The organism is Nostoc sp. (assembly GCF_036916985.1).
Lineage (GTDB): Bacteria > Cyanobacteriota > Cyanobacteriia > Cyanobacteriales > Nostocaceae > Nostoc.
Window position 1 is genome coordinate 124,929 of record NZ_JBALFD010000006.1, and the last position, 18,860, is coordinate 143,788.

At 40.0% G+C, this 18,860-nt stretch carries 13 protein-coding genes; 10 read left to right on the plus strand and 3 right to left on the minus strand.

All coding sequences use genetic code 11. The annotated features are described in order from the left end of the window. The first annotated feature begins 59 nt into the window (after window positions 1–59). From V7L07_RS01380 to V7L07_RS01425, 10 genes are all read left to right on the plus strand, one after another. A complete protein-coding gene (locus V7L07_RS01380; RefSeq protein ID WP_335054358.1) occupies window positions 60–1,247 on the plus strand; it encodes an aliphatic sulfonate ABC transporter substrate-binding protein in 1,188 nt (395 codons plus the stop codon). A gap of 88 nt (window positions 1,248–1,335) precedes the next feature. Then, window positions 1,336–2,424: a sulfonate ABC transporter substrate-binding protein gene (locus V7L07_RS01385; protein WP_335054360.1), complete on the plus strand. Its 1,089-nt coding sequence runs from the start codon at window positions 1,336–1,338 to the stop codon at window positions 2,422–2,424. A gap of 303 nt (window positions 2,425–2,727) precedes the next feature. Beyond that, the gene (locus V7L07_RS01390; RefSeq protein ID WP_335054362.1) at window positions 2,728–3,168 is read left to right on the plus strand and encodes a hypothetical protein; all 441 of its coding nucleotides are present in this window, start codon (window positions 2,728–2,730) and stop codon (window positions 3,166–3,168) included. Between the two features lie 142 nt (window positions 3,169–3,310). After that, window positions 3,311–4,354 carry an aliphatic sulfonate ABC transporter substrate-binding protein gene (locus V7L07_RS01395; RefSeq protein WP_335054364.1) on the plus strand — a complete coding sequence of 348 codons (1,044 nt, stop codon included), beginning with the start codon at window positions 3,311–3,313 and terminating at the stop codon, window positions 4,352–4,354. 35 nt (window positions 4,355–4,389) lie between these two features. Next, complete coding sequence (locus V7L07_RS01400) at window positions 4,390–5,433, plus strand: aliphatic sulfonate ABC transporter substrate-binding protein (protein WP_335054365.1); 1,044 nt, start codon at window positions 4,390–4,392, stop codon at window positions 5,431–5,433. 601 nt (window positions 5,434–6,034) lie between these two features. Further along, window positions 6,035–6,319: a hypothetical protein gene (locus V7L07_RS01405; protein ID WP_335054366.1), complete on the plus strand. Its 285-nt coding sequence runs from the start codon at window positions 6,035–6,037 to the stop codon at window positions 6,317–6,319. A gap of 190 nt (window positions 6,320–6,509) precedes the next feature. Beyond that, entirely contained in the window at window positions 6,510–8,708 is a 2,199-nt protein-coding gene (locus V7L07_RS01410) for a CHASE2 domain-containing serine/threonine-protein kinase (RefSeq protein ID WP_335054367.1), read from the plus strand. Between the two features lie 413 nt (window positions 8,709–9,121). Continuing rightward, complete coding sequence (locus tag V7L07_RS01415) at window positions 9,122–12,283, plus strand: tetratricopeptide repeat protein (protein ID WP_335054368.1); 3,162 nt, start codon at window positions 9,122–9,124, stop codon at window positions 12,281–12,283. A gap of 60 nt (window positions 12,284–12,343) precedes the next feature. Beyond that, window positions 12,344–12,742, plus strand: coding sequence for a hypothetical protein (locus V7L07_RS01420; protein WP_335054370.1), 399 nt, complete (start codon window positions 12,344–12,346; stop codon window positions 12,740–12,742). Then, window positions 12,735–14,138: a hypothetical protein gene (locus V7L07_RS01425; RefSeq protein WP_335054372.1), complete on the plus strand. Its 1,404-nt coding sequence runs from the start codon at window positions 12,735–12,737 to the stop codon at window positions 14,136–14,138. The genes V7L07_RS01420 and V7L07_RS01425 overlap by 8 nt, the downstream gene beginning before the upstream one ends. Before the next feature lie 85 nt (window positions 14,139–14,223). On the opposite strand, the gene V7L07_RS01430 is transcribed toward V7L07_RS01425, so the two are convergent. The 3 genes from V7L07_RS01430 to V7L07_RS01440 form a co-directional block, all read right to left on the minus strand. After that, complete coding sequence (locus V7L07_RS01430; RefSeq protein ID WP_334777662.1) at window positions 14,224–15,207, minus strand: RNA polymerase sigma factor, RpoD/SigA family; 984 nt, start codon at window positions 15,205–15,207, stop codon at window positions 14,224–14,226. Window positions 15,208–15,756: 549 nt separating this feature from the next. Continuing rightward, complete coding sequence (locus V7L07_RS01435) at window positions 15,757–17,487, minus strand: helicase HerA domain-containing protein (protein ID WP_292841937.1); 1,731 nt, start codon at window positions 17,485–17,487, stop codon at window positions 15,757–15,759. A 53-nt stretch (window positions 17,488–17,540) separates the two neighbouring features. Then, window positions 17,541–18,335 (minus strand): glutathione S-transferase family protein, encoded by a 795-nt coding sequence (locus V7L07_RS01440; protein WP_335054374.1) that lies wholly within the window; start codon window positions 18,333–18,335, stop codon window positions 17,541–17,543. Window positions 18,336–18,860 lie beyond the last annotated feature (525 nt).

An 18,860-nucleotide genomic window follows, 5' to 3' on the forward strand; every position in this document is an offset into this window, starting at 1 on the left:
AGTTGTTTGCAGTCATGAGAAACAACAACAATAATTATTAAATTTAAATAGACGGTAGTATGGCATTTTTCAAATCTTTGCAGAGCCTCAAGTTGTCTAGCAGTAAGCCGCTACAATCAAAATTTCAAAAGATAAATACGGTAGATGAATATAGCCTAAATACTAAATCTATAGAAGTGAAATATAAAATTGAGCGCAAATTATCTTTATTGATAGCTGCTTGCTTGATCACAATGCCAATGGCTATATTTGGTTGCAGCCAAGAAACTAAAACTACTCAAAACGAAGCATCCTCAATTAGTACACAATCTCAGAGTCAAACAGTTTCTAATACTCCACAAAAACAAGAGCTACGAGTTGTTTATTCTAAACTTGGTTCTCTTGCAGTGATGAGAAAGCAAGGAACTCTAGAAAAAAGTTTGGCAGCAAAGAATTTTACTGTAAAGTGGCTAGAGTTTGCTGCTGGCCCACAAGCTTTAGAAGCGTTAAATGCTGGTTCCCTTGATATCGCAGCCACAGCTGAATCACCACCTATATTCGCTCAAGCCGCAGGTACACCTCTTGTATATATTGCAACGACCCCATTTAATGGTAAAGGAGTTTCTTTTTTAGTACCAAAAAACTCTCCAGTTAAAAGTGTCACTGATTTTAAGGGCAAAAAAATTTCCTTTCAAAAAGCCTCTATTGCCCACTATGTTTTACTAAAAGCCTTACAAAAAGAGGGGCTAAAACTAAGTGATATAAAATCTCTTTTTCTCCCACCTCCAGATGCAAATGTGGCTTTTAGTCAGGGCGGAATTGATGTTTGGGTAATTTGGGAACCTTACATTACCAGAAATGTCCAAAAAAATCTTGGTCGTGTATTGATAGATGGACAAGGACTCCAGGATCTTGGTGGCTTTTATACGACCTCACGCAAATTTGCAAAAGAGCATCCTGAAATTCTCAAAATTTTTATGGAGGAGTTTATCAAAGCTGAAGATTGGTCGCAGAAAAATATTGATAAGTTAGCAGAACTGGAGACAGGTGACGTTGGGATTGATGTACCTACCCTCAAAACAATTCATAGTAAAGCAGTATATGGTCTATTACCAATCACTGATGAAGTTGTTAAAAAACAACAACAAATAGCTGATTTATGGTATGCACAAGGACTTCTACCAAAGAAGGTTAATGTCAAAGATGGAGTACTCACTCCAGAAGAATATGCAGCATTCACACCTGATTCCATTAAATCTAATAAGTAAATAATTTTTATCAACTTTAAAAACTGGACAATTTAAGTTATTAACTGATGTCTTTGTATCAGTAGTTAACCAAAACATAGGTGTAAAAATGTTTAACAATTTTGTCAGAACCAAGACAACGATAATCGGCAGACTAGCATTATTTGTAATGCCTAGTTTTCTAGCTTTATCTACTACTTTAATCAGTTGTACCTCAACAGTACCTAACACAAATACGGGAACAGTTCCTAAAGTAGAACCAGCCGGGGAAAAGACTATAACTTTTAAAACAAAGTTACTGCGAATAGGATATCAAAGCTCTGGTGATTTAGTTAGAGTCAGAGGAGTTTTAGAAAAACGTTTAGAGCCTTTGGGTTTGAAAGTAGAGTGGTCACAATTTGCTCAAGGACCACAACTTATGGAAGCGATGAATGTGGGCAAAATTGATATTGGCTCAGTTGGAGAAACGCCTCCGATCTTTGCCCAAGCTGCGGGTGCAAGAATTATCTATTTGGCTGGTAGAAGACTTGGCCCTAATTCCGGGAAAGGTAGTGCGATCGCAGTTCCAAAGGGTTCTCCAATTAAAACTTTAGCTCAAATCAAAGGTCAAAAAGTAGTTTTTCAAAAAGGTTCGGCTTCTCACTATTTTATTATCAAAGCCTTAGAAGAGGTGAATCTCAAATATAGTGATATTAAAGTTCTGAGTATGCCAAATGTTGAAGCACGTGGGGCATTTATTCAGGGGACTATTCCAGTTTGGGTAACTGGTGATCCTCATTTAGCTTTGGTAGAAAAACTCCACGGTGCCCGTGTATTGCGAGATGCTACAAATATTGGCACTCCAGGGGGCTATTACATAGGAACACGTGAGTTTACTAAGGAAAATCCCGAATTAGTTCGCATCATTCTAGAAGAAATTGACAAAAATGGTCAATGGGCAGAAGCAAATCGGAAAGAAGTAGCCAAACTCATAGCACCTGTACTCAAAATTGATTTACCCATCCAGGAAATAATTTCTAGCCGTGCTACTTATCGGCTGAGAGGAATTACCCCACAACTAATGCAAAGCCAACAAAGTGTTGCTGATTTGTTCTATAACGAAAAAATCTTACCCAAAAAGATTGATATTAAAGAAGCACTACTAACACCTCAAGAATATGCAGCTATCACCCCTGAAACACTCATCAGTGAAAAATAAATATTGAACTGGGGATTGGGAATATTTGAATGGGGATTTAGACTTCGAGTAAATCTTACTTATATTTTATTCCCCAGTACTTATCAGAGTTGAAAAAGTGATGCGATCGCAATGAATTTTATAATTGCATCTACTTATTTAAAACACCAATTTACTAGTATTAAATATAAATAAGTTCACTTATATTTGAATGCTTAATTGGTGTTCTAGGAGGTTGATATAGCAACTTCCAATTATCTTACTGACTCTTAAAAGTAAGGCTGAAAAATGAAAAACCAATACTTAGGAGGAAAATCTTAACTGATGAACAAACCATTTCAACAGCAACGCCGCACGCTTTTAAAGCGTATTGTCCAATATTCAGCACTGGGACTATTTGCTTTATCCGCTCCCTTTGTGGGTAGCTTGGTGCAAAATTCTCAAGCACAAACAAGACCTGGAATTAATACAAAATCAGTCAGTTTGGCATATCAAACTTCTGGGGATATTGTCAAGATAAGAGGAGCTGTAGAGCCACGTTTGAAGGCTCTTGGTATTTCTGTAAATTGGGTACCATTTCCAGCTGGGCCGCAACTGTTGGAAGCAATGAATGCAAATAGGGTTGATATCGGTTCTGTGGGAGAGTCACCGCCAATCTTTGCCCAAGCAGCAGGCGCACAATTGGTCTATATTTCTGGACGCAAACCCAGCAAAGGTCAAAGTCAAGCAATTTCTGTTAGCGCAACCGGGCGTAGCCCATTCTGAATTCTCCTATAAATAGGTTCTTAGTCCCTCAATTACGAGTTATATATTCAATATTGATACTAATTACATCTGTAAGAACGTACAGATGCAATTTTGGATGGACAATTAGTTGTAACTAAAATATTCCCCAAATATTTCAGCCATGAAAATACCATTTTTTCCGCAACGGTGTACAGTGTTAAAACGCATTGTGCAATATTCAGTATTGGGATTGTTTGCTCTATCAACTCCAATTGTCGGTAGTTTTTTGCAAACTACTCAAGCCCAATCAAAACCTGGATTTAGTGCCAAAGTTATTAACGTGGGTTATTTTGCTTTTGGCGACCTCATAAAAGCCAAAAAAGTTCTTGAACCACGTTTCCAAGCATTAGGTGTAAAAGTGAATTGGGTTGGGCCATTTCCAGCCGGGCCGCAATTAATAGAATCCTTGAATGCAGGTAGGGTTGATGTTGGTAGTGTCGGAGAATCACCGCCAATATTCGCCCAAGCCGCAGGTGTCACTGAAGTAGCCTATCTTGCTACGGGCAAACCTAACAAGGGCGAAAGTAGTGCGATTGTGGTTAGGGCTGATTCTCCTATTAAGAAAGTAGCAGACTTGAAAGGTAGAAAAATTCCCTTTCAGAGGGGGTCAGGTTTGCACTATTTTGTAGTCAGAGCATTGAAAGAGGTGGGGTTAAAAATTACTGATGTTCAAGCCGTTAATCTGACTTTAGCTGAAAGTCGTGATGCATTTATACAAAATAAAATTGATGTTTGGGTAGCTTTTGATCCATTTTTTGCTTTGGTGCAAAAAACTATTCCGATTCGGATTTTGAGAAATGCAGCAGGAATTTCCACTAGTAGCGGCTTTTATATTGGTAGACGGGCATTTGTTAATCAAAATCCAGAATTAGTGCGAGTGTATTTAGAGGAAGCGGATAAGGTAGGAGAATGGGCAGAAAAAAATCCAAGTGAAGTTGCTAAAGTTCTTTCTACTCAGTTGAAAATTGATACACCAATTTTAGAAACCGTAGCACGCCGACGTACATATCGGTTAAAAAGATTATCACCTGCAATTCTTGCAGAGCAACAGAAGGTTGCAGATTTCTATTTTGAGGAAAAAATTATTCCTCGTAAGGTAAATATTAAAGACATTTTGCTTACCCCTCAAGTGTCTGAAGCTATCATACCTAAACGGATTAACTAAGTCTTGAAAAGTTAGATTACTAAAATATTTCAACCATGAAAATAGCATTTTTACCACAACGCCGCACAGTTTTAAACCGCATTTTCCAATATTCTGTAGTGGGATTGTTTACTCTATCAACTCCCTTAGTAGGTAGCTTGGTAAATAACACTCAAGCACAAACAAAACCCGGCTTTACTGCTAAAGTTATCAATTTGGCATATCAAACTTCTGGAGATATAGTCAAAGTTAAAAAAGTTGTTGAACCACGTTTCAAAGCGTTGGGTGTGACTGTAAATTGGGTTGGGCCATTTCCAGCTGGGCCGCAATTGATCGAAGCGATGAATGCAGGTAAGGTGGATATCGGTAATGTGGGAGAGACACCTCCAATATTTTCCCAAGCCGCAGGTATAACCGAAGTTATCTATATTGCTGGACGTACCCCTAGCAAGGGTGAAAATCAAGGAATTGTCGTGAGAGCTAATTCTCCCATTAAGAAAATAGCCGATCTTAAAGGTAAAAAAATTGCTTTTCAGAGGGGATCGAATGCACACTATTTACTAGCAAAAGCTCTGAAAGAGGTGGGGTTAAAAATTAGCGATGTTCAAATTGTTGGTTTGACTCCATCTGAAGCCCGTGATGCCTTTATTCAAGATAAGGTTGAGGTTTGGGTGGCTAGTGATCCTTTTTTGGCTCTTGTGGAAAAAATTGTCCCGATTCGTAATCTGAGAAATGCAGCCAGAATTAATACTCTAGGCGGCTTTTATCTTGGTAGGCGTCAATTTGTCACTCAAAATCTGGAATTGGTGCGAGTATTTTTAGAGGAAGCAGATAAGGTAGGAGAATGGGCTGAAAAAAACCCAACGGATGTTGCCAAAGCTTTTGCGCCGGAACTGAAATTAGATGTATCAGTTTTAGAAAAGGTAGCACGCCGACGTACTTTTAGACTGAGAAAACTCACACCTGCGATTATTGCTGAACAACAAAAAGTTGCTGATTTCTATTTTCAAGAAAAAGTCATCCCCCGTAAGATAGATATCAGAGACGCGATCCTTCCGACTCAACAATATCAAGCCATCACACCTCAACGTATCAGGTAGCTTGCTTCGCGATCGCTTGCTGTTCTCTCCTTATAAAGGCTACGCGGTGTACACACAAGTCAAAAAAAGCTGAAAAAAGCTTGGTTTTCCATTGTTTTATCGTTACTCTCGAACACAAGCTCTGCATGGGAATGCCTGATTTAGGGGCTGCTGCCTCCAGTCAGACATTGAGTCAGAGACTCAATGAATGCATTCCCAGTCGGAGACTGGGAACGAGAAATCCCAAGGGTGGGATAAAACTGGATCTGACTTGTATGTACACCGTAGCCTATAGACATCTCCGAAAAAGAATGTAAAGACGTAGCAGTGCTACGTCTCTACAAGGGTTCTGGGTAACGCATCTTTAATTTCTGGAGATGTCTTATATATTGGAGAGGGAAGCTAGAGACAGAATGACGTTTTGCATCTTATTTAATCCATGTTCCTAAGCTAAATATATTTTTATTTTTCTAAGATATATTGCAATCTAGCAGATGGTATAACTCTGATTGCACTTATCTAGGTTTATAGAGGGTGTAAGTTGTTGATTATGTACTACATCAATTATCATGCAAGCTATTTAAGCTAGTAATAGAGTTGTTTCAATCCAGGGAATGAGAATATGAGGGTTTGGCTTACCTGCTTTTTGGTGCTGTTTGCCTTGGCGGAACTGTTTGACTGGTTGCAAGAATTTAATCTGCCATTACCTATCTATATTTTGGGTGGCGCTTTTTTAGCTGTTGCTTCTAACTATGATAAAATCATAGGCTCATATTTTGCTGATTCAAGCATTGAAGCATCACTAGAACAACCTCAATTAGATTCATTAACTTCATCTACTAATCCGATTTCTTTCCCAATTGCTAGTTCTGTTGAAGATGCCCAAACATCTCAAACAGATGATTAGCGCTTGTTTTATTTTATAGTTGACACTGCGCGTAAGCTTGCTTTACAAGTAGGAATACACCAAATTCTCTAACCAGCGAGTAAATTGCTACATTAATAGAAGCTTAGGTTAACTAGTTTTTAACCTAGATTCCGAAAATTAACTTCTGTGCCTGCAACATTTATCCAATTCAGGGTATCGCCCCAATGCCGTGATTAGTGGACTATTAGAAAAACTCCGTGTCCCCTTTGTCAAAGTTCAAGATTCTCGTGAAACTTCCAAGAGCAAAAGCTGGTTGCAAATTATTTTTGTTACCAGTGTAGGAGTTACCGCCTTTATTTGGGGAGTTCGGCAACTCAAATGGTTACAGCCTTGGGAGTTAAGAGTTTATGACCAGATGTTGCGATCGCGTCCAATACAAGCACCCGATCGGCGGATTTTGCTAGTAAAAATTACTGATGAGGATCTCAAACGAGAGAAATGGACTCTATCAGGTCGGACAATCAATCAGCTATTAAATAAAATAGAGTCTTATCAACCGCGAATTGTTGGTTTATATCTTTTCCAACCAGAAAACAATAATTTGGCGGCTAAGGAACAAAATCAAGATCGCATTGTCAGCACTTGTTTGTTCAGCAGCTTGGGTAGAGATGAAATTCCACCACCACCCAACTTTCCTATAAATAATGTTGGTTTTAGCGATGTAGTTCCTGATAGTGAAAATGACCAAACTCTCCGCCGCAGTTTGTTATTTGCTTATTCTACAGACAAAAAGTGTACAACATCATTTGCATTTGGTGCCCTAGTTGCAATTAATTATCTAGACAAACAAGGTATTAAATACAAGTTCACTGAGAAAGGAGATTTTCAGTTAGGTAAAACCCTGTTTCCACGTTTACAAGCTAATTCTGGTGGCTACCAACATTTGGATGCAGATGGCTATCAAATATTATTAAATTACCGTCACCCCAACAGCCTTGCCAACCAAGTAACCCTTAGAGATGTTCTTAGTGGTCGAGTAAATCCCAGCTTAATTAAAGACCGTCTGGTAATTATTGGGACTACAGCAGCTAATATGCCTCCAGGTGGCTTTTATACACCTTACAGCGCTTTACCAGACCAACCAGCCAGAATGCCTGCTCTGTTTATTCATGCACAGATAGCAAGTCAACTCATCAGTACAGTGTTGGATGGGCGATCGCTAATTTGGTATTGGCCAAACTGGGCGGAACTTGTTTGGGTATGGAGTTGGTCGCTTTTAGGTAGTTTTTTAGCATGGCGGTGGCAAAATCCGCTGCTGTTGCTTGTGGTGGGAACGATAACTCTATCTGGCTTAGTAGTAATCTGTGTTGCTTTATTTTTGCAAGCTGGATGGATACCGTTAATTCCTTCTGCTCTTGCCTTCGTAATTAGTAGTATCTGTGTGATTGCTTATACTAACTACCAAAATCAGCGGCAAACTCAGGTAATTATTCTGCAAGTTGAAAAACAACAAGAAGCGATCGCCCAATTAAATGTCCTCTTAGAAGACAAAACGGCAGTTCCCGACTCCTATCTTGACTTTCCTCCCCCAGTTGATTCACGAGAAACAAAATCGGGTGATTTGCTTTTGAGTGGACGCTACAAAATCTCTCAAACTCTTGGTGCTGGTGGATTTGGTCGGACTTATTTAGCACAAGATACTCAACGCCCAGGTAATCCGATTTGTGTAGTTAAAAAGTTAATGCCAGCCCGTCAAGATACAAGATTTTTGCAAGTTGCTCGCAGGTTGTTTAATAGTGAAGCTGAAATTTTAGAATCTTTGGGTAAACATCATCAGATTCCCGAATTACTTGCTTATTTTGAAGATAACCAAGAATTCTATTTGATTCAACAATATATTGAGGGACATACCCTAAGCGAAGAATTACCACCTGTGCAGAATGTGCAAAACGAATCATTTGTGATGGAGATGCTCAAAGAAGTTTTAGAAGTTCTAGAATTTGTTCATCAGCATCGAGTGATTCATCGTGATATCAAACCGACTAATATTATTAGATGCGCTGAAGATAATCGGCTGGTATTGATTGACTTTGGTGCTGTGAAATTGATGCAACCATCGAGTAATGAGCAAACAGAATTAGCCACAGTAGCCATCGGGACGCGGGGTTATGCACCTCCAGAACAATTTGCCGGTCATCCCCGCTTGTGCAGTGACATTTACGCTTTAGGAATGATTGCTATTCAAGCCATAACTGGCATACCACCGCAAGAACTTCATCCAGATCCAGAAACGGGTAATGTGATGTGGCGGCAAACAGTGCAAGTGAGCGAAGGATTAGCAGCAATTTTAGATAAGATGGTTTGCTATCATTTTAGCGATCGCTATCAATCAGCCGCCGAAGTTTTACAAGATTTGAAACGGATATAGCCCTGGCAATTAGAAATCGCGGCTGAACTATAACTAATTACACAATGTCATTGCGAGCAAAGCGAAGCAATCGCAAAGGCTGGGATTACTTCGCTCTGCTCACAATGACTGTAAATATTTTTGTTTATCTAAACTATAGGCTGACAATACGATTGTTTCGCCTGATAATGCGATTGTTTTGAGTTACATTGCGATTGTATGGACTAACAATAGCATGTGTGTCAACTTAGAGCTAGGGTGAAGGTCATTCGCGCCTACACAGGCAAAGTCTACCTCCGTAGATTAAGGAAAAATTGAGGGTTTAAAACCCACGAAGGTGGGTTTTGGTTCTGTAGATACGTTTTTCAACCGCCGATATAACTTTCCGTAAAATTGCTAAAATACACTACAAAAGCAATACATGGTTGCAGCAAATGAACCGCAAAGGCTCAGAGGACGCCGAGAGAAGGCGAAATCAAGAAGGGATTAAGCAAGTTGATGTTGTTGGTGAATCTACTACAGATGAAGCAGAAGCTTTGTTTAATCAAGGGACGGTGCTGTATGGTTTCAGGCTATATGAACAAGCGATCGCATTCTTCGACAATGCTATTGAAATTAAACCTGATTTCTATGATGCTTGGCAGAATCGCGGCGTGGCGTTGCGTCAGTTAGGGCGATATGAAGAAGCAAACACATCTTTTAAAACAGCCTTGAATAAGTTAGAGCGATTTGAAGAAGCGATTGCATCTATTGGAAGTGCCCTGAAAATCAAACCCGACGACTACGAAGCTTGGTACAACCAGGGTTTTATATTAAGTAATTTAGAGCGATTTGAAGAAGCTATCACATCCTACGACAAAGCCCTCAAAATTAAACCAGACTTATACCAAGCTTGGTACAATCGGGGTAATGCGCTGAGTAATTTAGAGCAATTTGAAGAAGCGATCGCATCCTACGATGAAGCCTTGAAAATCAAACCCTACGACCACGAAGCTTGGTACAACCAGGGTTTTATATTAAGTAATTTAGAGCGATTTGAAGAAGCGATCGCATCCTACGATGAAGCCTTGAAAATCAAACCAGACTTATACCAAGCTTGGTACAATCGGGGTAATGCGCTGAGTAATTTAGAGCAATTTGAAGAAGCAGTCGCATCCTACGATGAAGCCTTGAAAATCAAACCAGATGACCACGAAGCTTGGCAAAACCGGGGTTTGGCGCTGAGTAGTTTAAAGCGATTTGAAGAAGCAATTGTATCTATTGGAAGTGCCCTGAAAATCAAACCCGACGACTACGAAGCTTGGTACAACAAGGGTTTCATATTAAGTAATTTAGAGCGATTTGAAGAAGCGATTACATCCTACGACGAAGCTTTGAAAATCAAACCCGACGACCACGAAGCTTGGCAAAACCGGGGTAATGCGCTGAGTAATTTGGAGCAATTTGAAAAAGCGATCATATCCTACGCTAAAGCCCTCAAAATTAGATCCAACGACCACGAAGTTTCAAACAGCTGGGGTGCGGCGTTATTTAAATTAGGGCGATTTCAAGAAGCGATCACATTCTATGATGAAGCCCTCAAAATTAAACCAGACTTACACCAAGCTTGGTACAACCGGGGTAATGCGCTATTTAACTTAGAGCTACTAGAAGAAGCAAGCGCATCATACGACAAAGCTCTCGAAATAAAACCAGACTTACACTTAGGTTGGATTAACCGAGGAAACGTAACTGGAAAGAGGATAGATTTATTTAGTGCAGCAGTACCCGACCCTGCTCAAAAATTTGCTCAAAAATTTAACAATCCCGATTTAAACAAGCCTGGCTATGAAGGTAAATTGGCAAACTATAAAGAAGGTTTGAAGCATTGCCCGCAAGACACGTACCCACAATATTCGGGAGAATTGCATAAGACAATAGGTGATGCTCATTATTTGCGAGGGCGAGATGATTATAACGCCCGCTATTTTTTTGACAAAGCTGTTACCAGCTACAAAAAGGCACTACAAACTCTTACAGCAACAAATTTTCCTGAGTTGCATCTAGAGGTTTTGCAAAACTTGATTCACGTCCAGTTAGATTTAAACGAAACAGCCGAAGTTACAGAACTCCAGCGACAGGGTACTGATTTATTGCGGCGCTTATTAAATGAACCAAATCGCTCTGATAAAAGTAAAAAACAACTAGCTCTGAAATTTGCATGGTTTCAACAGTTAACTGTTGATTTAGCTGTGCAGTCTGAGAAGCTAGTACAAGCTGTTGAATTAGCAGAACAGAGCAAAAATACCTGCTTGCGTTGGCTTTTGGATGAATGGACTGATGAAATTTCCTCTGCCAGTTATTCAACAATGCAACAACTGCTGAATCCCTCAACTGCTGTTGTTTATTGGCATCTCAGCCCTTACGCCCTACACACTTTCATCCTGAAACACAACGCACCATCACCCATCATCCTCTCTACTCCCTCCTTTTCCAGCCAGAATGAAAATGCTCCTACAACTCCTCTCTTTTTAAACGGGGCTAGAGGGGATCTGCGTCTACGCGATTTTGAAGGCTGGGTGAAAAATTGGAATCAACAATATGCCGATTATCGAGACAAAGCAAAAGACGAACAAAGCCCCAAAAACAAACTTTGGCGACAGTTAATGCCAGATAAACTTGAGGAGTTGAAAAATATCCTCAATATTTCTGCTATTCAAGAAGAATTAAACGGCATCACAAACTTAATTCTCATTCCTCATCGTGATTTGCACCGCTTACCACTCCATGCAATATTTACAGATAACTTCACCATCACCTATTTACCTAGCGCCCAAATAGGTATTACCTTACAAAGCTTGAAGCAAACAAATCTCAGAGCAATTGGTGAATTGCCCCTATTGAGTGTAGAACATCCCGACAGTGAAGGTTTTCCTATTTTGCCCCATGCAGAAATCGAATCTGCTGCTATTACCCAGTTATTCCAAAACCCTACGCCGAAACGAATTTCTGGAGAAGCGGCGACGAATACCACAGTTAAAGCAGCCCTAAAAGATCGTTACAGTATTTTTCACTTTACAGGACATAGCACCTATAATTTCCACAATCCCCAAAAATCTGCTTTGGCTCTTAGCGGTAAAGAGTTTCTGACTTTAGAGGAGATTTTTAATATTGAGAACCTCAAAGGATATCAACTAGTTAGCCTTTCATCTTGTGAAACTGCCATCACTAGCAATCAAACTATCACTGCTGAATATGTTGGTTTAGTCAGTGCCTTCCTCTATCAGGGTGTTACCGATGTTGTTAGTACATTGTGGACTGTGACTGACGATGCTAGTAGTTTTTTAATGATTTACTTTTACTGGCAAATAAAGAAAGGCAAATCGCCAGTAGTTGCCCTCAATAAAGCAACAAAATGGTTACGTAGTTTAACATTTAGTCAACTCGAAAGAATTTATCGAGTAATCTGGGCTAAGTTACCATCAGATGAAACAACTCTTCGCCCTTTTATCAGAAGAAAACTGAATCAAATTAGTCAAATGGAGTTATCAGAAAAGAACCAACAACCTTTTCACCATCCCTACTATTGGGCAGCTTTCACAATTACTGGTAGATAAAATTTCTTATTTATTTGCGCCTTTGCATGAGACATTAATAAATGACTCTAAAAAATCTCTATGAAACCTAACAACATAATTACTCTAACAGCCTTTCTAACGGCTCTCACACAATTGGATGAACCTTTGCCAGACAATATCCAAACACAGCTTAATGACATCAGCAAAGCCCTAATAGTCGATCCTGATAATATCGGAAAATTAGATGCGATCGCCGAAAGTTATCCACCCTTAGATAAAGTTTATCAAACAGAACTTACTAGAATTGAAAAAACTGGCGAACGTACTAAAGGTTTACCACCTCTGCCTTTACCAACTGAACCAACTGCGGAATTGACGAATGCAGCATTTAATGCTTTTAGTAACAATAATTCGGTAGCTGCTGCAAAGATAGCTGTAAAACCAAATCTTCTGCAAAAGGTTCGGGACTTTATTCATGGCAGAACAGTAAATGACTGAGAAGATTATTTATCCCACTATTGATTTATTCCTCTACGATTTAAAAGATGGTTTAGGAGAAGATCAGACAAAAATCAACGAGAACTGCCAAGATTTTTGTCGAAAAATATATGGCGATTTAGACAAAACAAGCTTTCAGGAAAAGCACCAAGAATTCCTGAAGCATAAAAATAATAGTGGAGATGTAATTGAGTTGCTCGGAAAAGCCCAAACTAGAGACTTTCCACCACCTCTAGATGGCTATTACTATCCACTGCAAATTGGTGATACTTACGCGCTGCAAGTTGACTATTCTGGTGAATTAGATGCTGACAGGAAACCTAATTATGCTCCCCAAGATATTGACGGCGCACCTTTTAGAAAACTAAAAGAAGAAATTACTAAGTACTTATCTCAGCAAACAGGCACAATTGGACAAACTTGGTTACTTTGGGGAAAGCTAACTAACACTAAAACAGAAGCAGAAGTTGAAGAGATAGCTAAAGAATGTTACACCAAAATTGTCAGCGATTACAAATGGCAACGAGATTTTATTGGTAAGGGCAAGTTACAAGCAGGAACGATTTTTGAATTGTGGTATTGTCCACAAAATTTGAGCGTAGATGGTAAAGAATTTTGGGATGAATTTAGAAAATCAAGTTATCACATCTTAATTTGGTTGTTTCCCGAACATATTTCACCAGATGAGATGAGAAAACAAGTACAAGATGTATATTATGATTTATTACGTTTATGGCAATACCGTCATAAAGTAGTCTGGTCATATTATCAAAGTCGCTATCAAAAACAGATTCTCAAAAAAGAATATATCGAAATTCAACCATCGATTCAGCAGACAAGCGAGTTACCAAAGCTACTACAAACCAATAGCCTAAAATTAAGTAAACTCCAAGAAAGTCTGACAAATAATTTAATCAACTTATCAGACTACACGATTGCCTTAAACTATCTAGAAAATCAAAGCCAGACTATTCAATTAAACTTAGAAAATTATAAATCTCATTTAGCAGATATCCAGAAAAAATACACAAGTAGCGACTTAAAATTTCTCCAAGAGTTTAGCGAAAGTGAATTTTATGGCAAAAAATATCAGCGACAAGTAGAAGTAGATTATGCGATTCTCAGCCCTGGATTAACCTTGCTACAAAATCTCAATAACACTATCCAAGGTATTATTGACCTAGAGCAAACTAAAAGCGATCGCACTCTCAATACAACTATAGCGATCGCAGGTGTTGGACTCGCCACCAGCCAAATAGCCTCCGCCGTCATTCTCGCCCAGCCTAACGATTATCAACAACATCTCCGCTTTCGGGCTGAAGTTTTTGGGTGGAGTGTAGGCATCGGTGTCATTTTTTCTGTACTAATCTTTATTGGCCTCCGCTTTCGCCGCTAAGTTTTCAGCAAAAAAAATCGCCCCCTGAATTCAGGAGGCGCATCACCAAGGTGGTGGAGAGACGCAAGATTTTGCGTCTCTAGTTTTAGCTAGCAACGTATTCTTTGACATTGGCACGACGGCGACGCAGATGAGCCAAAGCTTGATGCTCTAACTGACGGACGCGTTCGCGGCTGAGACTCAATCTCTCACCGACTTTCGCCAATGACATTTCATTACCATCTTCTAAACCAAAGCGTAAGGCTACAACTTCTCGCTGTTGCGGGGTTAGTTCCGCTAGCAAGTTGTTCAAGTCTTGGCGTAAAAATTCCTGGTTGGTGTAATACTCTGGTGATGGGCCATCATCTTCGAGCATTTCTTGCAACTCGGTATCCTGGTTTTCACCAACTCGCACATCCAAAGACACTGGTTGACGAGCCATATTCAGATACTCACGAATCTGAGCAGGTTCTAGTTCTAGTGCTTTGGCAATTTCGGCTGGAGTCGGCGATCGCCCCAAGGTTTGAGCTAACTCGCGTTGCACTTTTTTGATTTTGTTCAGTTTCTCGGTAATATGAATCGGTAAGCGGATAGTTCGACCTTGTTGAGCGATCGCGCGAGTAATTGCTTGGCGAATCCACCAGTAAGCATAAGTCGAGAACTTATAACCCCTCATTGGGTCAAATTTCTCTACACCCCGCTCTAATCCTAGTGTTCCTTCCTGAATTAAATCCAGAAACTCCATATTCCGCTTTTGATACTTTTTAGCAATAGCAACAACCAAGCGTAAATTCGCTTCGATCATTTTTTGCTTTGCCCGCTTACCTTGCGCGACCGTTTGCTGTACTTCCGTTTCCGATTGTTGAACATGGTCAGCCCACTCTGACATATTCGGTTCACGTTGCAGTTTCTTCGCCAAAGCTTCTTTGGCGTCGATCAGCGTCATCATTTGTTGTACCTGCTTCCCAAAGACAATTTCTTGTTCGCGGGTTAGCAATGGTACACGACCAATTTCTCGCAGATAGGTTCGCACCATATCAGCCGTGAATTTGGTGTTGAGGTTTTCCGTTTGTGTATTGACAGTAGGCATTGGCGCGATGTCCTCTACTCCGTAAATATAATGTATCTTTTCTTACTAAAAATGGATGAAAAAGGTAGTACATCTATCACGAAATATTGGGAGCTACCAAAAGTGATTATCAATTGATATAGCCGTTTTTAAGACGGTAAACTCCCAATGATAGGTTCCCCTACCTTCACTAAATTTTCAATTTCTTATAAGCACGCTGGTTGTTTTTGAGAATTTTTCTTTTGGGCAGCGACTCATGCCAATCGGTAAATCCGAAGTCGGTATGAGTTCTACTTAACTTTATATTACGACAAATCAGGCAGATAGTAAACTATCTTAAGATAAAGCCTAGAATTATAATTCAAAAGCGGTAGTTAGTGAAAAAATTTTAAAATTTCCTTGAAATTACTTACTACATCTATAGTGACGCCAAAAACCCCTCTTCTGTTGCCAAAAACTAGCCGGATAACCGAACTGAATTTGCTGTGACAATGGAGGGATGTTACGAATTGGGGATTGGGGAGATGGGGAAGAATAATTATTAATTATTGCCCAATGACCAATGACAATCTAGAAACCAAGGTCAGCTTTGGCTAGTTCAGCAGCGGCGAATACTTCTGCATCAGGTTTTTCTTCCCAGGCTGGCTCGCCAATTTCTTCGTAAAAGGTTGCGTCGTAAGGTCGGGTACGTACTACTACTGGCATAGGAACGGCGTGACCCAAAATTAAGGCTTGTTGTTTCGAGTCTAGCTTTGCCAATACCGATCGCAGTCCGCTACCACCAGATACACCTGTAAAAATTGCCTCAATGTCTTTTTCATCATTCAGCAAAGCGGTAATACGAGTCCCAATCTGGGACATAACTTCATTATCTATGCCTGATGGGCGTTGATCAACTACCAAAAGTGTGACAAAGTACTTACGCAGTTCGCGGGCAATAGTCCCAAAGATGGTACTTTGGACAATCGCCGGGTCAAGGAAACGATGCGCCTCTTCAATGGTAATCATCAATGGCGTGGGGCGATCGCTAGGATTTTTGCTTTGCAGAAATTTATCTGCTTTCTTGACGTAATGCTCGTGAATACGCCTGGTGATCATATTTGTCACCAACATATAAGAGAGCATATTAGACTGGGAACCAAATTCTATCACAACATTCTTCCCAGATTCCAGGCATTGCACAATTTTACTAATGTAATTTTGGGGGCAAACTGCTCGCATATACTTCAAGCTATCCATCCGCAAGAGTTTGCGCTGCAATGCCATAATCGAGCCTTTGTGTCCGCGCTTCTCGTCGCAGAACATCTCGATTTCTTCGTTGGTCATATTTAACAGCTGGACAATCCAAGACTTGCCAAACTCGCTGTACAAAATATTGGCGTTATCTAAGGCCGCGTCAGAGAGTCCTAAATCTCGGCTACATAACTTAATATCTTCAACTTCTATTTGCTCATAGCTCAAATAAAGTTCTTGGGCATCACGTACACCCCGGCGCTTTGTCGATTCCGGGTCGAGGGTGTAGACTTCAACTTTACTCGGAAAAAGTTGCTTTAAGCCTTTAACAGTACTGACATTCTTACCTTCTGCAACGGCTTCCCAGCCATACTCCGAGTGCATATCAAAAATCAAATTTACTGCCGCATTTTTACGGATAACCCCAGCTAAAAGTAGCCGTGTGAGAAAGGATTTACCAGTACCAGATTTCCCAAAAACCCCATTACTCCGTTCCACGAAGCGGTTTAAATCGATACAAACGGGCACATCCATATCCAGAGGTTTGCCGATAGAAAAATTTCGCCTTTGGGGGTCATCTTCCCAACCAAATACCCGGCGAAAATCGTCAACACTGGCGTCGTAAACCTGACTAAAGTGGCTAGGAATAGTTTTAACAGGTAACAATTCCATTGTTGTGCTGGTTTGTGGCACAAATGAAGCTAAACCTGTCATCGACGGGATAAAGGGATTTGCCGATTTACCATTTGTTGGGGAGAAAGATTCTTCAGATTCGGGAGTGAACATCAACATCGGCGCGAGGTTGATAGTACCGTAAGTACCACTTCCAGCTAAAACATCTCGTAAAAAAGTGTCTTCCCAACTGGGGGGATTAGCAATAATTCGGGCATTAGCAGCTCCCAATGCGACATCTGTCAGCATACAAAAAAAACGCGATCGCATCCCTTGCACAACAAGAAATTTACCCACCCGCATATCTTCTACAGAAATGTCGGGATGCAATCGTACTTCTAAACCTTCAGTTAAAGAACCTTGAATGACCGAACCTAATGGCTGTGCCGAATTCATCTGATTAGTCATTTGTCATTTGTCATTGGTCATTGGTCATTAGTCCCCAATCCCTAATCAATCTGAATCGAAGTTGGCGCACTCCCTGTTGCGGAAGTGCTACTGATTAACGGTTTGCGGAATTGGGCGTAAAGGCGATCGCGCCAGGTGAAGAATGGTTCATAATCTATATTTTCGGCAAAGATTGGCAATCCTTTTCCTCTGATAGAAGCTGGTAAATCCAGATAGGGGCCAGGGGGGAACTTGAGCAATATCGATAAGCCAGCCACCGCTAAGTCAGCTAGAGTTGGCTCATCTCCTGTTAAATAGGGACTATCTGCCAATAATAACGTCAAGGCTTCCAAATCTTGTTTTAAAGATGCGATCGCTGACTGTATCACATCTGGGCTGTAACCAACCCCAAAACCGAATAGTGTCAGAAAATCACTAGGTACTCCTCCAACCAGACTTTTAAATATATCTGGTGTTGAAGTGGGTAATAAAGACTTACGGAAATTTTGATCTTGACTTATGGCAGCAAATAGTGCTTTGCGACCTTTAATGCCGATGGACTCATCCGCCCATTCTTCTATTAATAAAGTTAAACCCCGTTTTTTAGGATCTTGCGGTATAATCGAGCGTTCGGGATACTCTAAGTCTAAATACTTAGCTATCTCCGTAGAATCCGCAATATATTTATTACCATCCTTTAATACCGGGACTTGTCTTTGACCAGTCAGCCGGAACAGTTCTACCTGTCCAATCCCCGGAGTCACCTCTATTTTGCGGTAATCTAGTCCTTTAAAATCTAGAATGAGGCGTACTTTCTCTGAGTATTGAGAGAGTTCCCATTGGTATAATTCCAGCATCTATTGGATACCTTGTAACTGGTCAACTTCTTAACTTTACAATTGTATCTTTAGTTTAAGTAATTTTTATTGGCATTAGTGCCTTAGTTGTCTATTTAATTGACATTCTGGTTTAATTAATGCCTAATTTTTGGTAAAGTTATTGATTTTAAAATATTGTTTTCTGAATTTACTAAAAATCAATTAGAGTATTGAATTCGGTATATATAGCAATCCGGTTTGATTCCTGAATCACTCGTAGAGAAAGGGAACGGGCAATAGGGAACTCTTAACTGGACTCTTAACTGGGAAGAAGGAATAAAGATATACTGAGTTTTTTTCAAAAATCAAATAGGATTCCTATATACACAAAGGAATAGGCGTTTAACAGCCCCTCAACCGTTCGGAGAAAGGAATAGAAGTGTAGTTTTTTAGTATAATCTGCGAATTTTCACACATCTTAGAGTTTATGCTACGCGCGAGGATTTTAACTCTTTTTGGTGGAATGGAGAAAATTTGCTCAATATATGCTAAATATATTTCATA

What these genes read in the sequence shown, in the direction of transcription:
- V7L07_RS01380 (WP_335054358.1), top strand. Translation starts at nt 60, where the DNA reads ATGGCATTTTTCAAATCTTTGCAGAGCCTCAAGTTGTCTAGCAGTAAG.
- V7L07_RS01385 (WP_335054360.1), top strand. Translation starts at nt 1,336, where the DNA reads ATGTTTAACAATTTTGTCAGAACCAAGACAACGATAATCGGCAGACTA.
- V7L07_RS01390 (WP_335054362.1), top strand. Translation starts at nt 2,728, where the DNA reads ATGAACAAACCATTTCAACAGCAACGCCGCACGCTTTTAAAGCGTATT.
- V7L07_RS01395 (WP_335054364.1), top strand. Translation starts at nt 3,311, where the DNA reads ATGAAAATACCATTTTTTCCGCAACGGTGTACAGTGTTAAAACGCATT.
- V7L07_RS01400 (WP_335054365.1), top strand. Translation starts at nt 4,390, where the DNA reads ATGAAAATAGCATTTTTACCACAACGCCGCACAGTTTTAAACCGCATT.
- V7L07_RS01405 (WP_335054366.1), top strand. Translation starts at nt 6,035, where the DNA reads ATGAGGGTTTGGCTTACCTGCTTTTTGGTGCTGTTTGCCTTGGCGGAA.
- V7L07_RS01415 (WP_335054368.1), top strand. Translation starts at nt 9,122, where the DNA reads ATGAACCGCAAAGGCTCAGAGGACGCCGAGAGAAGGCGAAATCAAGAA.
- V7L07_RS01420 (WP_335054370.1), top strand. Translation starts at nt 12,344, where the DNA reads ATGAAACCTAACAACATAATTACTCTAACAGCCTTTCTAACGGCTCTC.
- V7L07_RS01425 (WP_335054372.1), top strand. Translation starts at nt 12,735, where the DNA reads ATGACTGAGAAGATTATTTATCCCACTATTGATTTATTCCTCTACGAT.
- V7L07_RS01430 (WP_334777662.1), bottom strand. Translation starts at nt 15,207, where the DNA reads ATGCCTACTGTCAATACACAAACGGAAAACCTCAACACCAAATTCACG.
- V7L07_RS01435 (WP_292841937.1), bottom strand. Translation starts at nt 17,487, where the DNA reads ATGAATTCGGCACAGCCATTAGGTTCGGTCATTCAAGGTTCTTTAACT.
- V7L07_RS01440 (WP_335054374.1), bottom strand. Translation starts at nt 18,335, where the DNA reads ATGCTGGAATTATACCAATGGGAACTCTCTCAATACTCAGAGAAAGTA.